This is a genomic window from Synechococcus sp. UW86 (assembly GCF_900474085.1).
Taxonomy (GTDB): Bacteria; Cyanobacteriota; Cyanobacteriia; order PCC-6307; family Cyanobiaceae; genus Parasynechococcus.
In genome coordinates this window covers 125,890-143,017 of record NZ_UCNU01000010.1, presented here as the reverse complement: position 1 = coordinate 143,017, position 17,128 = coordinate 125,890, and the positions used below count along the sequence as shown (strand labels likewise).

The following is a 17,128-nucleotide window of genomic DNA, read 5'->3' as shown; positions in this document are numbered from 1 at the left end:
TGGCTATTACGCGGTGCTACCTCTACCCCATTCACTTAAGCGGTCATTGAGAAGAGCAAAACTCAATTTAAGTAGCAAGTGATACGCAGGGTGCTGGGTCTCCAAAGTTATGACATCGGTGCTCCAGTTGATTTGCACCTCTGAGAGCGGCGATATCACCTCTGTGTAGGCGGTGGTTTCGCTTGTCAAAAGCTGTGATTCAACATGCAGTGGGTGACGCTGCGGCACGTGATTGAGCTGGCTGAGGACAGCTAACGCCTGCGTCGCACTTTGGCTTTTAAGGCTCGCTTGTTGCGCCATACGGCGAGATAACCGCCGAGCCCTAATCCGACCAGCAGGAGAAGAGGACTCATGCGTGCTCAGAGAGCATTAACCACCATCTACCTGACAGCCGACCATTGCTCCTGCTGCAGCTCCAACAGGGACTCCCACCCAACGGCCTTTGTCCCTGGACAGAGCCGCGCCTAATCCTGCTCCAAGCAATCCACCAATCACACTCCCTTGGCTGCAGTCGTTGTTGTCGACATCGACTTCTTGGGATTTCTGCGTAGAGGCCTGAGTCGAGCTGCCAGAGCAGGCAATCTCTACCTTTTCAGTCCAATTCCGTACGTATCCAGGCCTGTCTTTTGTACCAGGTACGTATTCCTCCCTGTACTCGTCCCGAAAACACTTCGTACTACGCGAATAACCAGGCTGGGAAACGGTTTGGGCTTCTACGCCTACAACGCCAACGAGCGGCGTAGCCGCTGTGCCAATCAGCAGAGACACAAGGAAAGGTTGGAGCGAGGGCATCTTGATTGTTCCTCTATAGAAAAGCTACTCCCATAGAGACGCCAAGCGCAGCTGATTGGAAGACACCGAAATGGGAAGTTATGGAACGCCAATGAGCCAAGTGAAGAAAGCTACCGAGCGCCTTTCTCATCAACCTTCAGGTCTCGACTACTAAACCCAAACGGGATTAAATATTATTTCACCAAATCACTCAAGTGATGTTGCTGGGCTGGCGAACTGCAGCGCTGATGCGCCAAAGACTTGTAGGCGCTCTTCTCAACCCTACTCAATGATCTCCATCTCCCCTGGTCTAACCATTCTCTTAAAGCCACATCGACGCAGCTTTTATATCCTTCGTCGCTGTCAAACCTCTCCCAAGCAAAAGCTGAGGGAGCCGAAATGAGCAGAACAGAAAGGAGCACCGGCAATCGTTTCACGTAAAACCCTCGAACCACAGTTCAATATGGCTTGAAATATCCTAGGCCGCAAAAGGATCGCAACTTTCACTAAGCGCCATACAATACCAAGAGTTGAAGAGCGGCTGAACTCCGAGCATAAGAAAAAGCTATGTCACTTTGTGTCGAACACAGCAAAGGTGTACGAGCAATGGATAGACATCAGGGACTACAGCTTGGTTCTGTCCCGCCCAATTCATGTCAAGGTGATCCGCTGCAGCTCATAGAGCAGATCACCTGAGCCAAGACCGCCATTTTCCTGGCCATCTCGTCTCACTTGCATTCATAGCAATGAATCGTGAATCGCGTCTACAACACTGGCCGGAGACGCAGCTCTGCATCCGCAAGCCTGAGAAGATCAATCATATAGATGGAGAAATGGGCGCTACTACAGAACCAATTGATCCTTCTGGCCAAGAGGAGGTCCAGAATGAGTGATAACAAAGTGATCCGAAAACGCCGATGACGAGTAGTAGGGCCAAAAAATGGGACTGGCGAACGAACAGCAAAGAAATGCTGTCCTGGATTGCCGAGGCTGTCGTTGGTAGTTCATCAGCGTGGGACGAAACTGATGACGACGAGATCGACCCCATCGCAGTTATGGGGAGAACGGATACTCGGTCTGACTGGGTTGGTGCAACTACACCAAAAGGGAACCGTGGAACAAGATCGCCCCAGCGGCCCGATCTGGCACGGCGCTACTTCATCAGCCGTGAACAATCACCTGTAGGCAACTTCTTCGAGAAAAAGAAACCAGAGTGGACGCGCGAACAGCAGATTGATGCATACCGCGACTACGTCTGGGATGAGTGGCTCCAGAAAGGGAACATGCCCGACGGGGCTGACCGTTGGTTACGTGCGCGTGCTGCAGAGGTAATTGCAGGCAAAACCATCGACTTGATTTCCGACTCCCGCGAGTTCAGCCGAAAAAATGGAGGGGGCTTCATCGGAGAAGGAGCTCCTTATGACTGCCACGGCCATGTCGTCCGAGCCTTAATCCTGATCAAGGCAGGACGGATCACGAAAGAGGATTACTTCGCTAGCCAGGCTGAATATCTCCTGAAGATGGAAGGCGATCCGATTGGATTGGCCTGGAAGCAGGAGGCCAAGGAAATCATCGCGGCACGTGAGGCGGCCCAAGAGGAATCCAAATCGGACCCATGGTCTGAGTAAAGCTGCTCTCAAATGATCTTTGTCGGGGCTTACTCGATACGGTTGAGCCCGTTAAGCCGTCCAAGGTTTTGTGACGAACCGAACGTTCTGTCTCTGTCTACTCAGTCAAGACTAATCCTGCTGCCTAGTTATTGGGTCAGCTGGAACCCATGACATGAGAGCAACCAAACTCACCACCGCTCCACAAGGCTTCGAGTACTACAGGGTCTGCGACAAAGAAGGTGTATGCCGCGTAGTCCGTGGGGTGTGGGCAGCCCAGCACCTCATAGAGGACATGCCTCACTTAACCGCCACCAAGACAAAACTCTTTCCAGTGGACTGGAGTTAGCGCTCAAGCAAAGCAACGTGGCATTAGCTAGTGGGTAGAGGCCGTTGCATCCAAAGCCAATTCCCCTTAAAAAGTGATCCACAGCTTCTGAGTCGCAATGGCCCGGGTCAAGTGGGACCAGATGACTGACGAAAGTCAGGCCATGGTTAAGAAGGTCGGACTGATCAGCCTTGGTGGAGTCATCCTGTTGGCCTTCAGCAAGATGATTTTTCCCCTAGTCCTGCTTGGTGGCGGCAGCTATGTCGCCTGGCGAGCCCTATTCAAGAAGTAGGTCATGGCTGATTCCCTGACCTGCTTGCTGAGGGACTGAGCCAAATTTATTGCATTATACAAATAGCAATTACATATTCACTTAGATTCGGGTTGGGAGGTGTTGCCGCAGGCTCCGCCTGTAGCACTCACTCCGCAAACACGAATCAAATGAATACTCCATAGAGGACGATTTCACTTGAGTTCATGGTGGTGCCGCTGTGTTAGGGCGTCACGCTGACGGGATCAGATAACGGGTGCTACTACAAGCTGCCTGAAGGCTTGTTCTCCCTGGCATCTGACAACGCGGATGACGACTTACTCCCGAAGGTATTCAGAGTCACCCATTTCTTTTACGTGGATTCCAATCCACGAGTTTTTCAATCATCTTTTCTTTGATGATGGTGGAAAGCACTGAGCTGTTCCCCGTTACAATGTCCGATTACTCAGAGGCCCCTGGAAGCGCCTACAACAAGAGATAAGCGCCGCATGATGAATTGATCATTTGACCAAGAATAGAGGCCTTAGAGGAGCTTTACGGCGCGTTTCAGCTCACTCCATGGCGCAGCGCCATAGGAAATTGAAATTGAATTGGGTGTATGCCCAAGCAATGAAACGACAACCGCTTCATTCATATTATTGGACCGCAATACTGTTGCAGCACGGTCTCTAAAACCTTTAGGAGTAATTCCAATTATTTTTCTACATGGCTTTGAAAGGTTGACACCCCAACGCTGATTTAAATCCTGATACTGACCTGGCCATAAATGTCCCTCCTTCTCACGAAGCTCTACAGCCAAAGACTTAAGCCTTGGATGAATCGGAATAGATCGTTCAGAGGATGAGGTTTTAAGAGGTCTCAACACGTTTGGGCGAATAAGAATCCGATCTTCAAGCAAGTCCTCCGCTTGCAATCCAGCAATCTCGGCAAGCCGAGCACCCGTAAAAAACAAGAACTGAAAAATCTCCATCTGTTCTCCTGTCCCCAACCACTGCGATGGATCGATGATGGTGATGTCAGGCTTTCTAGCCTTGACGACCTTGATTCGTTTATTCAGACCTCGAAAGACATGCGTGGAATCAGGCCGCAACTCACAAAGAACTGACCAAAGACCGCTCAGAAAGGCGAGTTGCGTTTTGACAGTTGAAGGATTGAGGCGTTCCAGCAACCAGGATCGATAGGCAATGGCGTGTTGCTTGGTGGCAGCGGTTGGGTGAGTGACCCCTGCGTGTTTCAAGAAACCGTCTAAAGCACTCTTCCAACTCATCTCGGTCCGCGCTGCAGGCGACTTAAGGGCCTTGGCCTGCTGGATCAACTCGTCCTTCGAGAGGTGTTGTCGAGGCGGCTCCTCCCCCCTCAGCACAGCTCTGTACCTGCTCTCTTGCTGGGGAGTGATCAGGCCTTCATCGACGGCGACACCAGAGCCTTCAAGCAACAGATCGACAATTTCAAACTCTTTGAGGTCAAACCGTTGAGGCAGCGAATCAATCAGCTCCTCACCCGTGAGCAACACCTCATTTCGGGCCTCAGCAATGAGCCGATCGGTCTTGGCCGCAAAAGCTGGCGAGAGACGCTGGGCGACCCGATAGGTCGACCCCGCAGCTTCAACCCAAATCGTTTTGCCTATGACTGGCTGAACGTCCTTCGGGACGCCACGCTGCAACTGGTACCCATTGCGTGCTTTGCGCACGTATGTCGGATGCTTCCGAAAGGGCACCTTTAGTCACAGCTTTAGTCACACACTAGCCAGCCAAAAACCAGATGGGCACAAACGAGTTGCGATCACTGTGTCCTGCCCTGCAGAACAAGACCTACTTCAACTACGGCGGCCAAGGTCCTTTGCCCGCTCCATCTCTGGAGGCGATCACAGCAAGCTGGGCGCGCATTCAGGAGTTGGGGCCATTCACAGCAGATGTTTGGCCCTACATCGCCAAGGAGGTGAACAGCACCCGCCGCCTTCTGGCCCAGTGCTGCGGTGTTCCGCCCCATCGGCTTGCCCTCACCGAGAACGTCACCAGCGGCTGCGTGCTGCCGCTCTTGGGGTTGCCCTTTACCGAAGGGGACCGGCTACTGATCGGCGACTGCGAACACCCAGGTGTTGTGAGTGCCTGTGTGGAACTGGCCCGGCGCCAGAACCTCGCCATCGATGTGCTGCCGGTGAAGCACTTGCGGGGTGATCAGACCCAATGCGATGCCGCCGTGGTCGAGGCGATTGACCGAACCCTCACCCCCCGCACCCGTCTGGTGGTGCTGAGCCATCTGCTCTGGAACACCGGTCAGGTGATGCCGATAGTCGCCGTCGCCAAGCAACTCCATCAGCACCCCCAACAACCTTTTCTGTTGGTGGATGCAGCCCAAAGCTTTGGACAGATCCCCGTCGAAGATGCCGCTGCAGCAGCGGACATCTACGCCTTCACCGGGCACAAGTGGGCCTGTGGACCGGAAGGCCTGGGGGGCGTGGCGCTTTCAGAGCGTGTGGTGGCCGAGGCGTCTCCAACAGTGATCGGTTGGCGCAGCCTGCGTGATGAAAGCAAGGTGGATCTGAGCAGCACTGATCTGTTTCATCACGACAGCCGCCGCTTCGAAGTGGCCACCAGCTGCGTTCCCCTGATGGCCGGCCTGCGCTGTTCACTGCAGCTACTGGAGAAAGCAGGATCAACCCAGCAACGCTGGGACCACATCCGAGCCCTCAGCGGCAAGCTCTGGCAAGCACTCCAGGGGCTGGAGGCCGTCAAGCCCCTGCTGGATGTGCCGCCCGCCAGCGGACTTGTGAGCTTTCAGATCATTAGCGATATGACCCCTGCAGAGCATGTGAAGCAGCTGGGGGGCCAGGGGTTGTGGATTCGCGATCTGGCGGACCCCAGTTGCTTGAGGGCCTGCACCCACATCACCACAACAGACGACGACATCAACTCCCTGGTGGCCGCGATCAGCGCACTTTGATCGGCTCAGATCAATCGCGATAGAGCACTTGTCTCAAGACAACCTCAAGCGCAAAGCGCGTTCCGCTTCCTCGCGATCGTCGAAGTGCACCTTTTCGGTGCCAAGAATCTGGTAGTCCTCATGCCCCTTACCGGCCACCAGCACCAGATCGTTCGGCTCTGCTTCGGCAATAGCTGAGGCAATCGCCTTTGCTCGATCAGCCTCCACAAGCAAATCGCTACCCGCCGGAATCCCCGCCACCACGTCATCCAGGATCTGCTGAGGATCCTCGGTTCGGGGGTTGTCGGAGGTGACCACCACGCGGTCAGCCAGGCGTGCTGCAATCGCCGCCATCTGCGGACGCTTGCCCCGATCCCGATCACCACCGCAACCGAACACACAGATCAGCCGCCCGGTGCAGAACGGACGCGCTGCAGAAAGCGCGTTGTCCAGGCCATCGGGAGTGTGGGCGTAATCCACCAGCACCGGCGGCAAATTCGCTGCATCCACTCCGTTCAGGATCACCCGCTCCATCCGGCCGGGCACTCCGCCGAAACGGCCGATGGCCTCCAGCAACACTGACAAGGGCAGCTGCTGCTGAAGCAGCACCCCCACCGCCTGCAGCAGGTTCATCAGGTTGAAGCGACCCAACAAGGGCGAACGGAAACGACCCTCGCCCACAGGACTGATCAAGCGACCCTCCACCCCAGCAGCCGTCATCTGCAGGTCGCTCATGTGCAACTCCGCCGATGGATCTTCAAGAGAGCAGCGCCAACAGGCGGCCCCGAGCCGTTCGGCCAGGCGCGACCCCCAGGGGTCATCGCTGTTGACCACCGATCGCACGCCATCGGCAAGCAGCAGAGGATCCGCAAACAGCGACGCCTTGGCCTCGAAGTAGTCCTCCATCGAGGCGTGGTAGTCGAGGTGGTCCTGCGTGAGGTTGGTGAAAACTGCGCCCGCGAAGCAACAGCCCGCCACCCGCTGCTGCGCCAAGGCATGGGAACTCACCTCCATCGCAGCAAGGCCACAGCCGGCGGATGCGGCTTCGGCAAGTTGCCCCTGCAGAAGATCGGCAAAGGCCGTGGTGTGGGTGGCCGTGATGCTGTGGCCCGGCCAGCGGTTCACCAACGTGCCGAACAAGCCCACCGATTGGCCTGCTGAAGCGGCCAGATGCTCGATCAAATGGGTGGTGGTGGTTTTGCCATTGGTGCCGGTCACACCAATCAGGGCCATGCGCCTGCAGGGGTGATCCCAGTACGCCGCGGCGATCTCACCGATCCGACGCGCCACCGGCTCCTGGATCACCACCACAGGGTCGTCAGCAGCTGGCGGGTGCGCAGCTGCGGCTTCAGCTCCAATCACGGCAGCGGCGGCCCCAGCCTCAAGGGCTTGAGCCCAGAAGCTGCCTCCATCCACCCGTTCGCCCGGGAGACCGAGAAACAAGGTTCCAGGGCCGACGCGACGGGAATCGGTGGTGATCGCCTCCAACCCAGGGTTCACCAGGCCCGGCGGCACTGCGATGCCTGCGTCACTCAACAGGGCATGCAACGCCTGCGTCATCCCATCACCCCTGTGCTTGGGGGAGTTTTAAGCCGTTCAGAGCGCTGTGGACAGACAGCGTTGCAACCAATTCAACAGTCCCTCACCCGTGAGACGCGGGGAAACCCGCGGAAGTTCAGACCCATCGAGCGCGAGTACGGGCACCTCAAGGTCGTAGCGGGCCTTCAGCTCCTGGGGGGTGCCTTGCGCATCGATATCAATTACCGCCAGCTCGATCGAAAGCCCCAACAGATCGAGGTCGCGCAAGCGGGATTCCAAACCTTCACAGAGGCAGCAACCAGAGCGGCTGTAGAGGGTGAGCTGCTTCATCAATCGGGCACCGGGTCACATCCGCAGGGCGTGAAGGGATGACAGCGCAGCAGCCGTTTCACAGTGAGCCACCCCCCCTTCCACGGTCCATGCTTCTGGATGGCCTCCAGGCCATAGGCGCTGCAGGTGGGCGTGAAGCGGCAGCGAGGCCCGATCATCGGGGAGATGAAACGCCGATAAAACCCAATCCCTGCCAGGAGAACAGCCGCCAGAGCCTGGTTCAATGCCTGTCGCAGCTTGGCCATCGGGCCGCCAGATACAGTGGCTGATTCGTGCATCGCGGCAGATGACTGGAGCTGTTTCGGTTCCAGCATGGCCAACAACAGCACGAACTCAACACACACCTTCCCACCTATGTCTCGTTACCGCGGCCCTCGCCTGAGGATCACGCGGCGCTTGGGAGACCTCCCCGGTCTCACCCGGAAGGCCGCCAAACGGTCCTATCCCCCCGGTCAGCACGGCCAAGCCCGTCGCAAGCGCTCTGAATACGCGATCCGTCTCGAAGAGAAGCAGAAGCTTCGCTTCAACTACGGCGTCTCCGAGCGTCAGCTCGTGCGCTACGTGAAGAAAGCGCGCGCCCAGGAAGGTTCCACCGGAACCAACCTGCTCAAGCTGCTCGAGAACCGTCTCGACAATGTTTGTTTCCGCCTCGGCTTCGGTCCCACCGTGCCCGGCGCCCGTCAACTGGTGAACCACGGCCACGTCACCGTGAACGGTCGTGTGACCGACATCGCCAGCTACCAGTGCAAGCCTGGCGATGTGATCGCCATCCGCGAGCGCAAGTGCAGCAAGAAGCTGGCTGAAGCCAACCTCGAGTTCCCCGGTCTGGCCAACGTGCCCAGCCACCTCGAGCTGGACAAGTCCAAGCTGAGCGCCAAGGTCACCGCCCGTTGCGAACGCGAGTGGGTTGCCCTGGAGATCAACGAACTGCTGGTGGTGGAGTACTACTCCCGCAAGGTCTGATCCAGATCCGCAGTTCACAACCCCACGATGCGCAACCCTGGGTTCAGGGTTGCGTTTTTTTTTGGCTGATCCCCAGGCACTGCAGTCGCTCACCGGCCACGACTGGCTGGGATTGATCCACCCCGTGCTGATGATCCTGTTCGTCTACCCGGTGGTGGGCGCCACGATCCGGCTGGGAATCCTGGCGCGAGAAAAGCGGCTCAAGATCAACCCAATCGCCGACACGGTGCCGGTGGAGCATGCGCAGCATGGCGCCTGGGTGACCGGCGGAGTGCTGGTGGCGGTGCTGATCGGCCTGAGCCACAGCCTCTGGAGCAGCCATCCCCTGGGTCTGATCGTTACCGGCAGCGCTGTGCTGTTCAGCTTCGGGCGCCTGCTAACGACCCGGCTGGTCTGGCAGCGCTTTCTCTGGGCTATCGCCAGTGCCTGCGGCCTGCTTCTGCTGGGGCTGCATCCGGCCGTGGAGCGGTTCAGCGATGTTCCCTGGAGCCCCCTGTTCTGGCAGTCCCATTTCTGGATGGGAATGTTGCTCACCGCCCTGTTGCTGAGCTCAACGGCGCTGCAGCCCTTGATTGGTCATTCCGTGCAGGCCAGGCGCATTCACATCAGCAGCAATCTGCTGGTGGCTTTGCTGCTGGCCATGCAAGCGATCTCGGGAACGCGAAATCTGCTGCTGCACTAAGCCAACGCTGAAAGCTGCTGACGCAACCAGGGAAGGCTCAGGCCGATCACGTTGGAATAACAGCCATCCAAGCCATCGATGCAGAGGCCGCCGCGGCCCTCGAGGGCAAAACCACCAGCGCATTGCAGCGGTTCTCCACTGGCCACATAGGCCTCGATCTCGGCCTGGCTGAGCGGGGCAAAGCGCACCACCGTGTCCACGCAAGCCAACAGCTCAGGTTGTCCGCGACGGATCAGGCAATGGCCCGTCAGCAGAGATCCGCAGCCGCCAGCCATCCGCTGCCAACGCTCGATCGCTTCGCCTGGCCCTGAGGGCTTGCCGAACACCTGCCCTTCAAAACTGAGCACCGAATCACAGCCCAGCACAGCAGTGATCTCGGCATCGCCCACCCGATCAAGCGTCTGGGCGACAGCTGTGGCCTTGGCCTGAGCCAGCAGTTTCACCAGCTCTGCGGGCTCCGCATGCTGGATCTGATCTTCATCCACACCGCTGACGCGCACCTGATGCGGGATTCCCGCTTGCTCCAGCAAACGGCGACGCGCCGGCGAGGCGGAAGCAAGCATGAGCACGGGAACACACCGCAGAACAACGCTCCGTAGGCTGCCAGGGACGGAAGGCTTCGCCATCGCTCACCCCACCGACCTGCTGGATCGACGCAGCCGTGACCGGGCCTGCCGGGCCATGGGATGCCTGCCCTTCTCTGAAGCGCTCTATCGGGATCTTCAGCAGCAAGGCTTGGATGCCGGCGACCTCTGGAGCGAACCCAGCCGCTACGGCCGCAAAACACGCTGGTTCCGCAACAGCGAAGCCCTCGAAGACGACCTGCGTTGGCTGATCAGCGTGGGCGTGCTGCGCCGGGAAGTGGATGGGCAAGGGCTGACCAGCCGTTTCAGGCTCACGCCCCTGGGTCGCCAGCTGCTCGATGACGACCCCGCACTCCTGCAGCGTTCGATTCCGGTGTTGGAGCGTCTGCGTCACGGCCTGCGTCGGCACTGGCCGCTGTGACCGGCACCACGCCGCGCCCCCTGATGGTGCTGGGCACCTCCAGCGGTGCCGGCAAATCGCTGATGACTGCGGCGCTGTGCCGGGTGCTCCAACGCCGTGGGGAACAGGCGCTGCCCTTCAAGGGGCAGAACATGAGCAACAACGCCTGGGTGGATGCCGATGGCGGCGAGATGGCCTACTCCCAGGCCATGCAAGCCTGGGCGGCGGGCCTTGAGCCCTGCTGCGCCATGAATCCCGTGCTGCTGAAACCACGGGGAGACAGCACCAGTGAGGTGATCCATGGGGGCCAGAGCGTGGGGATCGCCCGCGCCGAGCACTACTACCGCGACTGGTTCCGCCCCGGTTGGCAGGCGATCCGCACCGGCCTGATGCAGCTCCAGCAGCAATGGCCTCAAGGCCGGCTGGTGCTGGAGGGGGCGGGAAGCCCGGTGGAAGTGAACCTGCAACGCCGCGACCTCACCAACCTGCGCCTGGCCCAGTACCTGCGGGCCAACTGCCTGCTGGTGGCCGACATTGAGCGCGGCGGTGTCTTCGCCCAGATCGTTGGGACGCTCGCTTTGCTGCGCCCGGTGGAGCGCCCGCTGATCAAAGGCATCCTGATCAACCGCTTCCGCGGCCGTAGGGAGCTGTTTGATGAGGGTCGCCAATGGCTGGAAGCCAACACCGGGGTACCGGTGCTGGGGGTGATGCCCTGGCTCAACGAGCTGTTTCCACCCGAAGATTCCCTCGATCTGCTGGAACGCAAACCCACCCACGGGGCCACCGATCTGGAGATCGCTGTGCTGCGGTTGCCCTCCTTGAGCAACTTCTCCGATCTCGATCCGCTCGAAGCCGAAGCCAGCCTGAAGCTGCGCTGGATTCAACCCGGGGAACCCCTGGGTGAGCCGGATGCGGTGATTCTTCCGGGAAGCAAGCAGACGCTGCGGGATCTCGAAGCGTTGAACAGCTGTGGACTGGCCGATCAACTCAGGGCCTACGCCCAGGCTGGGGGGTCCGTCCTGGGCATCTGCGGCGGCATGCAGATGCTGGGCAAAACGTTGGACGATCCGGAGGGACTGGAGGGCACCGATCAGCGGGGACCCCAGAGCGGCTTGGGCCTCCTGCCCCTGGAAACCACCTTCAGCGGAACGAAACGGCTGAGCCAGCGCAGCATCTATGGCCTCTGGCCCATGGAAACACCGCTGAACGGTTTTGAACTGCACTACGGCACCACCACCCCAGATCCCGGTCTTCAGCCGCTAAGCAGCGACCCTGGTTTGGGGTGGTGGGCTCCCGGGCCCAAGGGTTCGAGCGTGGTGGGCACCTACCTGCACGGCTTGCTCGACAACGGCCCCTGGCGACGGGCCTGGCTCAACCGGCTTCGCGAGCAACGGGGATTGCAACCGCTGGCCAACGATCCCAAGAACCACAGCGCCCACCGTGATCTGTTGCTCGATCGCCTCGCCGATGCCTTCGAGCAACATGTGAACCTTGCTCCATTGCTCCAGCCATGACGTCGATTCCTGTGCGCTGGCCCGATGGGCGCATCACCCACGAAACCATCGGCGAGGACTGGTTGGTGGCCGCCAGTGGAGCGGGCATCAGCATTCCCACCGGCTGCCTGGGGGGCAGCTGCGGGGCCTGCGAGATCGACGTCAACGGCAAGACGGTGCGCGCCTGCATCAGCACCGTTCCGGCGTCGAAATCAGCAAAACTCAGCGTTGAATTCGCCACCGACCCGCACTGGTGACTCGCCTTCGCCTCAGCCTGATGGCCCTGCTCACCGGCACCCTGAGCGGCGCCGGTGTGGCGGTTGTGATGGGCTGGATCGGCGCCTTGAGCCAGCTGCTCTGGGGAGATCCGGTGCTCGAGGGCTTGGATCGCGGCCTTCCCCTGGGCTGGTCGCTGCTGATCTGCGGCGGCAGCGGCTTGACCCTCTCGCTGCTGCATCGCCCCGGCCCCACCACGTTGCTACCGGAACTGCGGGACACCCTCAGTGATCTGCGTGATCCAGACCAGGCTCCAAAACGCGATGAAGCTCGCGGCCTTCTCGGAGCGACGCTGGCCCAGGTCGGGGGAGGCTGCATCGGGCCTGAAGCCCTGATGAGCCGAATGGCAGCCCTGATCAGTCAACGGATCTGGCGTGGTCGTGACCAGAAGCTGCAGGAGGCAACAGTGGCAGGAAGCCTTGCCTTTTTCGGAGCTCCACTGCTGGGGGGTGCTGTGGTGGGCGAGGTCTCTCACCCAAAAAGCCGCAAGCAGACCTTCCTCGACCGCTGGTTGCCCGGCAGCCTTGGCGGTGTTGCCGGGTTTGCTGCCTTCAATGGCCTGGGAACCGCCAGCGGTGGATCGCTGCAACGGCTCCCCTACATCTGGCCCAGCACCCTGGGGGAAGACCTCGGCAGCCTGAGCGCAGGGGTGCTTGGAGGAGCCATTGGCTGCGGCCTCGGCTGGTTGTTGCTGCAGTGGCGAGGCTGGCTGGAGCAGCGCCAATTCCTGGCCCGATGGCCCTGGTGGCCGCTGCTGACCGGCCTGCTGTTAGGGGCCTGCATGCACTGGTTGCCGTTGGTTCCCTTCGCCGGAGAAGACCAGCTGAGGCCCCTGCTGGAAGGCCAGAACTCAAGTGAGGCCTGGGTTCTGCTGCTCTCCGCGATCGTGAAACTGCTGATGCTCGGCCTTTGCCTGGAAACCGGCTGGCGCGGAGGGGTGTTCTTCCCCTTGTTCCTGGTGGCCTGCGCGCTTGGGATGGGACTACACCTGCTGTTGCCCGATCTGGGCAGCCTGGGCAGCTGGTGCGGCTCCCTCACAGGTGCGTTGTACCGCTTCATGCTTCCTGCACCCTTGGCAGTTCTGGTGCTCGGGGTTGCCCTCCTGCAAGGCCACGGAGCCGCTGGCCTGCTGGTGGGCCTCGCCATGGCCCACCTGATCAGGTCTCGTGCTGAGCGGGATGGTGGCCCTCCACTTCGCCCTTGAACACACGGCTGGCCAGGATGTCTGCCGCCTCAATCGTGGTGAGATCCTGTTTGGTGAGGGCTTCCCCCATCCGCGAAAACAACCGGTTGGCCTGACGCAGACGGGCCCGGTCCAACGCATTGCGAACCGATCGCGCATTGGCGAAGAAAGGCAGCTGCCGCCGGCGCGAGACGTAGTCGGAGAACGCCGTCTCGGCCTCGGCACTGAACTGGTAGTGCTGGGCCTCGAGGAGCAGGCCTGCAATCGCCATCAGCTCGTCGTCGCTGTAGTCGGGGAAATCGAGATGGTGCGCCACCCTTGAGGACAGGCCTGGATTGGAGCTGTAGAAGGTCTCCATCCGATCTCTGTAGCCGGCAAAGATCACCACAACGTCGCTGCGCCGGCTCTCCATCTCCTGCAGAAGAATCTCAATCGCTTCGGCGCCGTAATCGCGTTCGTTGTCTGGCTTGTAGAGGTAGTAGGCCTCATCGATGAACAGCACGCCACCCTGGGCACGCTTGAGCATCTCCTTGGTTTTTGGGGCGGTGTGACCCACGTACTGACCCACGAGATCGTCGCGGGTGGCCGTCACCACATGGCCTTTGCGGAGGTAACCCAGGCGATGCAGGATTTGCGACATCCGCTGCGCCACGGTGGTCTTACCCGTACCGGGATGGCCGGTGAACGACATGTGCAAACTGGGCGCGGTGCTGGGCAACTCCAGTTGCTGCCGCGCCTGATCCACCAGAAGAAGCGCTGCAATCTCCCGGATCCGCGTCTTCACCGGCGCCAGGCCGATCAGTTCACGGTCCAGTTGGTCCAACACCTCAGCCACACCGGAATCGGCGTAGGCCGAAGCCAGATCAACTGAGGAGGGCATCGATCTCTGCGGCAAAGGCGCGATCGGCTTCGCTCAGCTGGGCCTCAGGGCCGTCATCCTCCGGCCGGATCGTGATGTTCACGTAAGTGCGCCCAAAGCTGATGTCGGGAAAGCGCTGGGTCGCCTCGCTGTGGTCGCCGAGCTTGTCGAGAAAATCCCTGGTGGCGTCGTAGCTCTCGAACTCGAAACGACACTCGAGGCATACGGGTCGTTTCCGCTCCTGCCACTGATTCATCAGAGTCCCCGTTCAGCCTGAACCTGCTGAAAACCTAGAGGAGCGCCACCCGCTGGCAGCCCATCAAGCGCCCAGACCAGGCCTCGGCGTAGGCCCGATTGGCGGCCTGCTGCTCGGGGTCATCGGTGTCCAGCGGATGCGGCATCGTGCCGGCGATGGCGGCATTGGTGACGCAGAACATTGACTTCTGGAAGCTGACGCAGATCTGCACGTGCACATCCGTTTGGCCACGACCGTTGTCGTCGTACCAGAGGCTCAGTTCCTCGGGCAGGTGGCGGTACATGTCCTGCATGCAGAGGCTGGGGGGAATGCCCGCACCCATGCTCGGAATCGGGTCGGCGTAAAGGGCGCCGTACTTGAAATCACTGATGTCCGGTGAGATCTGCCGGGCCTGGGCGTTGTACGACACCGTTCCAAGGAAAGGCATGCCGCGAAAGAAAACGGCCTCCACGTAGGGCACTGCCACATCCACCAGGAACGTGAGACCCGCCTCGGGGGGAAGCACCCAGATGTCTTCACCACCGATCGTCACCTTGTATTCAATCGGGCTTCCGGCAGCCGCCACCAAGCCATCGCGGATGTGATGCACAACATCGTTGACGCAGGTGACTTCCTTGATCGCGTAGCGGCGGGCCAAGTCGACAAAGATGTCGCTCATCACACGCCAGAACAAGCCGAGGCAGTAGATGGTGGTGAGCGAACGGATGGCCTCAGGGGCGAAATCGGGATAGAGGCGGTTGTTGAGGGCCAAGAGAGGATCCCGCGCCGACTTGCGCTTGATGATCCGTTGGCAGGCCTCGGCGAATTCAGGCGTGTCGAGGTAGGCATCCAGCCCGCCGGTGCCATGCCAGAACATCGCCTTCTGGCAGTACTCGGCGTACTCGAAGTTGATGCGATCCCCCATCAGATGGGTCCAGAGGCGCTTGAAGCTGAAGCCCTCGTGGAAAAAGCGGAACACCGGAAAGGGATTCAGCATCTGCTGCTCGCCCTGATCCACCAGGTTCTTGCTGTAGGCATCGAGAACAAGCCCATAGCTCTCGAGCACATTCACCACCTGCAGCAGATGGTCGGGGGTGTCCTTGAGCAGCGGCGTATCGCTGAGCAAACGACGGATCAACTCCTCCTGATCAGGAAGCACCGGGGGTTGAACGGGGGATGCGGATGTCGGGGTCATGACAGATCTCCAGTGATCAGGCTGAGGCCCGTGGTGGCCGCCTCACTGAGGTTCGAAAGCAGCTCCGGAGCAAGGCCAAGCACCAGCACACCGAGGCTGAGGGCGATGGCTGGAGCCTGCTCCCGCAGCGCCACGCGGTTGAGGATATGGGGATTCACCACCTCGCCGGGGGCGATCGCCAGGCGACCGAAGAAAGCGCGGTTCACCAACAGCAGGAAGTACACCGCCGTCAGTCCCGATCCCACCATGGAAAGCAGCGTGGCCAAGGGGAAGGGCTGCAGGCTGCCGCGGAAGATCAGGAATTCAGAAATGAAGCCGGCCATGCCGGGAATTCCGGCACTGGCCATCACCCCGATGATCATCAAAGATCCGGTGAGCGGCAGGCCGCGCTGGGGGTTGAGAAGGCCACGCAAGACGTTGAGGTCGCGGGTGCCGGTCTGGGCGTAAACGACACCCACCACCAGGAACAGCACCCCGGAGATCAGGCCATGGCTCACCATCTGGAACAGGGCTCCCATCAACCCGAGCGGCGTGGCGGCGGCGGCGGCCAGCAGCACGTAGCCCATGTGGCCCACCGAGCTGTAGGCCACCATGCGCTTCATGTCGGTCTGGGCAATCGCCGCAAGTGATCCGTAGAGCACTGAGATTGCAGCCCAGCCAGCCAGCCATGGAGACGCCAGCTGCCAGGCATCGGGGAACAAACCAAGGCAGAAACGCAGCAGGCCGTAGGTGCCCAGCTTGAGCAGCACACCTGCCAGAAGAACCGACACCGGTGTGGAGGCCTCGGTGTGGGCATCCGGCAGCCAGGTGTGGAAGGGGAAAAGGGGGATCTTGATGCCAAAGCCGATCAACAGAGCACCCATCAGCAGAAGCTGGGCAGTCATGCCCAGTTCACCGGCAAGGATCGGGCGCAGGCTGAAGTCCATGGTTCCGGTGACCAGGGCAATACCAAGGAAGGCACCCAGGATCAGCACGCCAGAGACGGCGGTGACGATCAGAAACTTCGTGGCGGCGTAGGCCCGGTTGGCACCACCCCATACAGCGATCAGCATCCAGAGGGGGATGAGCTCCAGTTCGTAGAACAGGAAGAAGAGCAGAAGGTTCTGGGCCAGGAAGGCACCATTCACCGCTCCGGAAATCACCAGCAACAGGGCGAAGTAGACCCGGGGGCGGTTTTCGATCGTGCGCGACGCGATGGCCGCCACCAGGCAGAGCACCCCATTCATCAACACCAGCGGCAACGACAAACCGTCCAGCGCCAAGGCGTAATCCAGGCCGATGGCATGCACCCAGCGGGCCTGTTCCACCAACTGCAAACCTGCGTCGGCGGCATCGAAGGGCAGCAGCAGGGCGAAGCTCGCCAAGCACTGCACCACCAGCAGCACGATGGACACATCGCGCAGGCGTGCACTGGACGGGGATCCCGGCCAAAGGATCAGAGCCAGAGCCCCGAGGAAGGGAATCAGAAGCAGGAGGGAAAGAAGCATCTC

At 60.1% G+C, this 17,128-nt stretch carries 19 protein-coding genes; 9 read left to right on the top strand and 10 right to left on the bottom strand.

Annotated features, from left to right (window positions below; genetic code table 11):
- Nucleotides 1-369: 369 nt before the first annotated feature.
- Complete coding sequence (locus DXY04_RS05995; RefSeq protein WP_115161390.1) at nucleotides 370-792, bottom strand: glycine zipper 2TM domain-containing protein; 423 nt, start codon at nucleotides 790-792, stop codon at nucleotides 370-372.
- A gap of 947 nt (nucleotides 793-1,739) precedes the next feature.
- Between DXY04_RS05995 and DXY04_RS05990 the strand changes: the two genes are divergently transcribed.
- Both DXY04_RS05990 and DXY04_RS12075 read left to right on the top strand, forming a co-directional pair.
- Nucleotides 1,740-2,399, top strand: a complete 660-nt coding sequence (locus tag DXY04_RS05990) for a hypothetical protein (RefSeq protein ID WP_136975374.1) — start codon at nucleotides 1,740-1,742, stop codon at nucleotides 2,397-2,399.
- A 449-nt stretch (nucleotides 2,400-2,848) separates the two neighbouring features.
- Nucleotides 2,849-2,998: a hypothetical protein gene (locus tag DXY04_RS12075; RefSeq protein WP_206749653.1), complete on the top strand. Its 150-nt coding sequence runs from the start codon at nucleotides 2,849-2,851 to the stop codon at nucleotides 2,996-2,998.
- A gap of 502 nt (nucleotides 2,999-3,500) precedes the next feature.
- Here the strand turns inward: DXY04_RS12075 and DXY04_RS05985 are convergent.
- Entirely contained in the window at nucleotides 3,501-4,667 is a 1,167-nt protein-coding gene (locus DXY04_RS05985; RefSeq protein ID WP_136975373.1) for a phage integrase N-terminal SAM-like domain-containing protein, read from the bottom strand.
- A gap of 71 nt (nucleotides 4,668-4,738) precedes the next feature.
- Between DXY04_RS05985 and DXY04_RS05980 the strand changes: the two genes are divergently transcribed.
- Nucleotides 4,739-5,920, top strand: a complete 1,182-nt coding sequence (locus DXY04_RS05980) for an aminotransferase class V-fold PLP-dependent enzyme (RefSeq protein WP_115161388.1) — start codon at nucleotides 4,739-4,741, stop codon at nucleotides 5,918-5,920.
- A 33-nt stretch (nucleotides 5,921-5,953) separates the two neighbouring features.
- Here the strand turns inward: DXY04_RS05980 and DXY04_RS05975 are convergent, their stop codons facing one another.
- From DXY04_RS05975 to yidD, 3 genes are read right to left on the bottom strand one after another with little or no spacing between them, the layout of a single operon-like run.
- Nucleotides 5,954-7,459 carry a UDP-N-acetylmuramoyl-L-alanyl-D-glutamate--2,6-diaminopimelate ligase gene (locus tag DXY04_RS05975; RefSeq protein ID WP_115161387.1) on the bottom strand — a complete coding sequence of 502 codons (1,506 nt, stop codon included), beginning with the start codon at nucleotides 7,457-7,459 and terminating at the stop codon, nucleotides 5,954-5,956.
- Between the two features lie 36 nt (nucleotides 7,460-7,495).
- Complete coding sequence (locus DXY04_RS05970; protein WP_115161386.1) at nucleotides 7,496-7,768, bottom strand: glutaredoxin family protein; 273 nt, start codon at nucleotides 7,766-7,768, stop codon at nucleotides 7,496-7,498.
- Nucleotides 7,768-8,046, bottom strand: a complete 279-nt coding sequence (yidD, locus tag DXY04_RS05965) for a membrane protein insertion efficiency factor YidD (RefSeq protein ID WP_025362425.1) — start codon at nucleotides 8,044-8,046, stop codon at nucleotides 7,768-7,770. Before yidD ends, DXY04_RS05970 begins: the two co-directional genes overlap by 1 nt.
- A 76-nt stretch (nucleotides 8,047-8,122) precedes the next feature.
- On the opposite strand from yidD, the gene rpsD reads away from it, so the two are divergent.
- Both rpsD and DXY04_RS05955 read left to right on the top strand, forming a co-directional pair.
- Entirely contained in the window at nucleotides 8,123-8,731 is a 609-nt protein-coding gene (gene rpsD / locus DXY04_RS05960) for a 30S ribosomal protein S4 (protein ID WP_011363781.1), read from the top strand.
- A gap of 61 nt (nucleotides 8,732-8,792) precedes the next feature.
- On the top strand, nucleotides 8,793-9,413 hold the full coding sequence (locus DXY04_RS05955) for a DUF4079 domain-containing protein (RefSeq protein WP_256377342.1): 621 nt from the start codon (nucleotides 8,793-8,795) through the stop codon (nucleotides 9,411-9,413).
- Here DXY04_RS05955 and DXY04_RS05950 read toward each other — a convergent pair.
- Nucleotides 9,410-9,976 carry a nucleoside triphosphate pyrophosphatase gene (locus DXY04_RS05950; RefSeq protein WP_115161385.1) on the bottom strand — a complete coding sequence of 189 codons (567 nt, stop codon included), beginning with the start codon at nucleotides 9,974-9,976 and terminating at the stop codon, nucleotides 9,410-9,412. The genes DXY04_RS05955 and DXY04_RS05950 overlap by 4 nt on opposite strands.
- On the opposite strand from DXY04_RS05950, the gene DXY04_RS05945 reads away from it, so the two are divergent.
- Genes DXY04_RS05945 through DXY04_RS05930 form a run of 4 tightly spaced genes read left to right on the top strand, consistent with a single transcriptional unit; the run spans nucleotide 9,975 to nucleotide 13,370 of the window.
- Nucleotides 9,975-10,418 (top strand): Npun_F0494 family protein, encoded by a 444-nt coding sequence (locus DXY04_RS05945; RefSeq protein ID WP_115008711.1) that lies wholly within the window; start codon nucleotides 9,975-9,977, stop codon nucleotides 10,416-10,418. The two genes, DXY04_RS05950 and DXY04_RS05945, sit on opposite strands and share 2 nt — an antisense overlap.
- A gap of 23 nt (nucleotides 10,419-10,441) precedes the next feature.
- Nucleotides 10,442-11,911: a cobyric acid synthase gene (locus tag DXY04_RS05940; RefSeq protein WP_115161476.1), complete on the top strand. Its 1,470-nt coding sequence runs from the start codon at nucleotides 10,442-10,444 to the stop codon at nucleotides 11,909-11,911.
- Nucleotides 11,908-12,147: a 2Fe-2S iron-sulfur cluster binding domain-containing protein gene (locus DXY04_RS05935; RefSeq protein WP_115008710.1), complete on the top strand. Its 240-nt coding sequence runs from the start codon at nucleotides 11,908-11,910 to the stop codon at nucleotides 12,145-12,147. Before DXY04_RS05940 ends, DXY04_RS05935 begins: the two co-directional genes overlap by 4 nt.
- Nucleotides 12,144-13,370 (top strand): chloride channel protein, encoded by a 1,227-nt coding sequence (locus DXY04_RS05930; protein WP_115161384.1) that lies wholly within the window; start codon nucleotides 12,144-12,146, stop codon nucleotides 13,368-13,370. The genes DXY04_RS05935 and DXY04_RS05930 overlap by 4 nt, the downstream gene beginning before the upstream one ends.
- Here DXY04_RS05930 and cbbX read toward each other — a convergent pair.
- Genes cbbX through DXY04_RS05910 form a run of 4 tightly spaced genes read right to left on the bottom strand, consistent with a single transcriptional unit; the run spans nucleotide 13,324 to nucleotide 17,125 of the window.
- Nucleotides 13,324-14,229 carry a CbbX protein gene (gene cbbX, locus DXY04_RS05925; RefSeq protein ID WP_115161383.1) on the bottom strand — a complete coding sequence of 302 codons (906 nt, stop codon included), beginning with the start codon at nucleotides 14,227-14,229 and terminating at the stop codon, nucleotides 13,324-13,326. The two genes, DXY04_RS05930 and cbbX, sit on opposite strands and share 47 nt — an antisense overlap.
- Nucleotides 14,213-14,464 (bottom strand): 4a-hydroxytetrahydrobiopterin dehydratase, encoded by a 252-nt coding sequence (locus DXY04_RS05920; protein WP_115008707.1) that lies wholly within the window; start codon nucleotides 14,462-14,464, stop codon nucleotides 14,213-14,215. The genes cbbX and DXY04_RS05920 overlap by 17 nt, the downstream gene beginning before the upstream one ends.
- Nucleotides 14,465-14,498: 34 nt before the next feature.
- Nucleotides 14,499-15,638 (bottom strand): CO2 hydration protein, encoded by a 1,140-nt coding sequence (locus DXY04_RS05915; protein WP_115161382.1) that lies wholly within the window; start codon nucleotides 15,636-15,638, stop codon nucleotides 14,499-14,501.
- A complete protein-coding gene (locus DXY04_RS05910) occupies nucleotides 15,635-17,125 on the bottom strand; it encodes an NADH-quinone oxidoreductase subunit M (protein ID WP_115161381.1) in 1,491 nt (496 codons plus the stop codon). The genes DXY04_RS05915 and DXY04_RS05910 overlap by 4 nt, the downstream gene beginning before the upstream one ends.
- Between the last annotated feature and the right edge of the window lie 3 nt (nucleotides 17,126-17,128).

Bases quoted from the DNA above. Each gene is read 5' to 3' on its own strand.
- yidD (WP_025362425.1), bottom strand. From the start codon at position 8,046: ATGCACGAATCAGCCACTGTATCTGGCGGCCCGATGGCCAAGCTGCGA.
- DXY04_RS05975 (WP_115161387.1), bottom strand. From the start codon at position 7,459: ATGACGCAGGCGTTGCATGCCCTGTTGAGTGACGCAGGCATCGCAGTG.
- DXY04_RS05910 (WP_115161381.1), bottom strand. From the start codon at position 17,125: ATGCTTCTTTCCCTCCTGCTTCTGATTCCCTTCCTCGGGGCTCTGGCT.
- DXY04_RS05945 (WP_115008711.1), top strand. From the start codon at position 9,975: ATGAGCACGGGAACACACCGCAGAACAACGCTCCGTAGGCTGCCAGGG.
- DXY04_RS05940 (WP_115161476.1), top strand. From the start codon at position 10,442: ATGGTGCTGGGCACCTCCAGCGGTGCCGGCAAATCGCTGATGACTGCG.
- rpsD (WP_011363781.1), top strand. From the start codon at position 8,123: ATGTCTCGTTACCGCGGCCCTCGCCTGAGGATCACGCGGCGCTTGGGA.
- DXY04_RS05990 (WP_136975374.1), top strand. From the start codon at position 1,740: ATGCTGTCCTGGATTGCCGAGGCTGTCGTTGGTAGTTCATCAGCGTGG.
- DXY04_RS12075 (WP_206749653.1), top strand. From the start codon at position 2,849: ATGACTGACGAAAGTCAGGCCATGGTTAAGAAGGTCGGACTGATCAGC.
- DXY04_RS05950 (WP_115161385.1), bottom strand. From the start codon at position 9,976: ATGCTTGCTTCCGCCTCGCCGGCGCGTCGCCGTTTGCTGGAGCAAGCG.
- DXY04_RS05920 (WP_115008707.1), bottom strand. From the start codon at position 14,464: ATGAATCAGTGGCAGGAGCGGAAACGACCCGTATGCCTCGAGTGTCGT.
- DXY04_RS05970 (WP_115161386.1), bottom strand. From the start codon at position 7,768: ATGAAGCAGCTCACCCTCTACAGCCGCTCTGGTTGCTGCCTCTGTGAA.
- cbbX (WP_115161383.1), bottom strand. From the start codon at position 14,229: ATGCCCTCCTCAGTTGATCTGGCTTCGGCCTACGCCGATTCCGGTGTG.
- DXY04_RS05980 (WP_115161388.1), top strand. From the start codon at position 4,739: ATGGGCACAAACGAGTTGCGATCACTGTGTCCTGCCCTGCAGAACAAG.
- DXY04_RS05915 (WP_115161382.1), bottom strand. From the start codon at position 15,638: ATGACCCCGACATCCGCATCCCCCGTTCAACCCCCGGTGCTTCCTGAT.
- DXY04_RS05935 (WP_115008710.1), top strand. From the start codon at position 11,908: ATGACGTCGATTCCTGTGCGCTGGCCCGATGGGCGCATCACCCACGAA.
- DXY04_RS05995 (WP_115161390.1), bottom strand. From the start codon at position 792: ATGCCCTCGCTCCAACCTTTCCTTGTGTCTCTGCTGATTGGCACAGCG.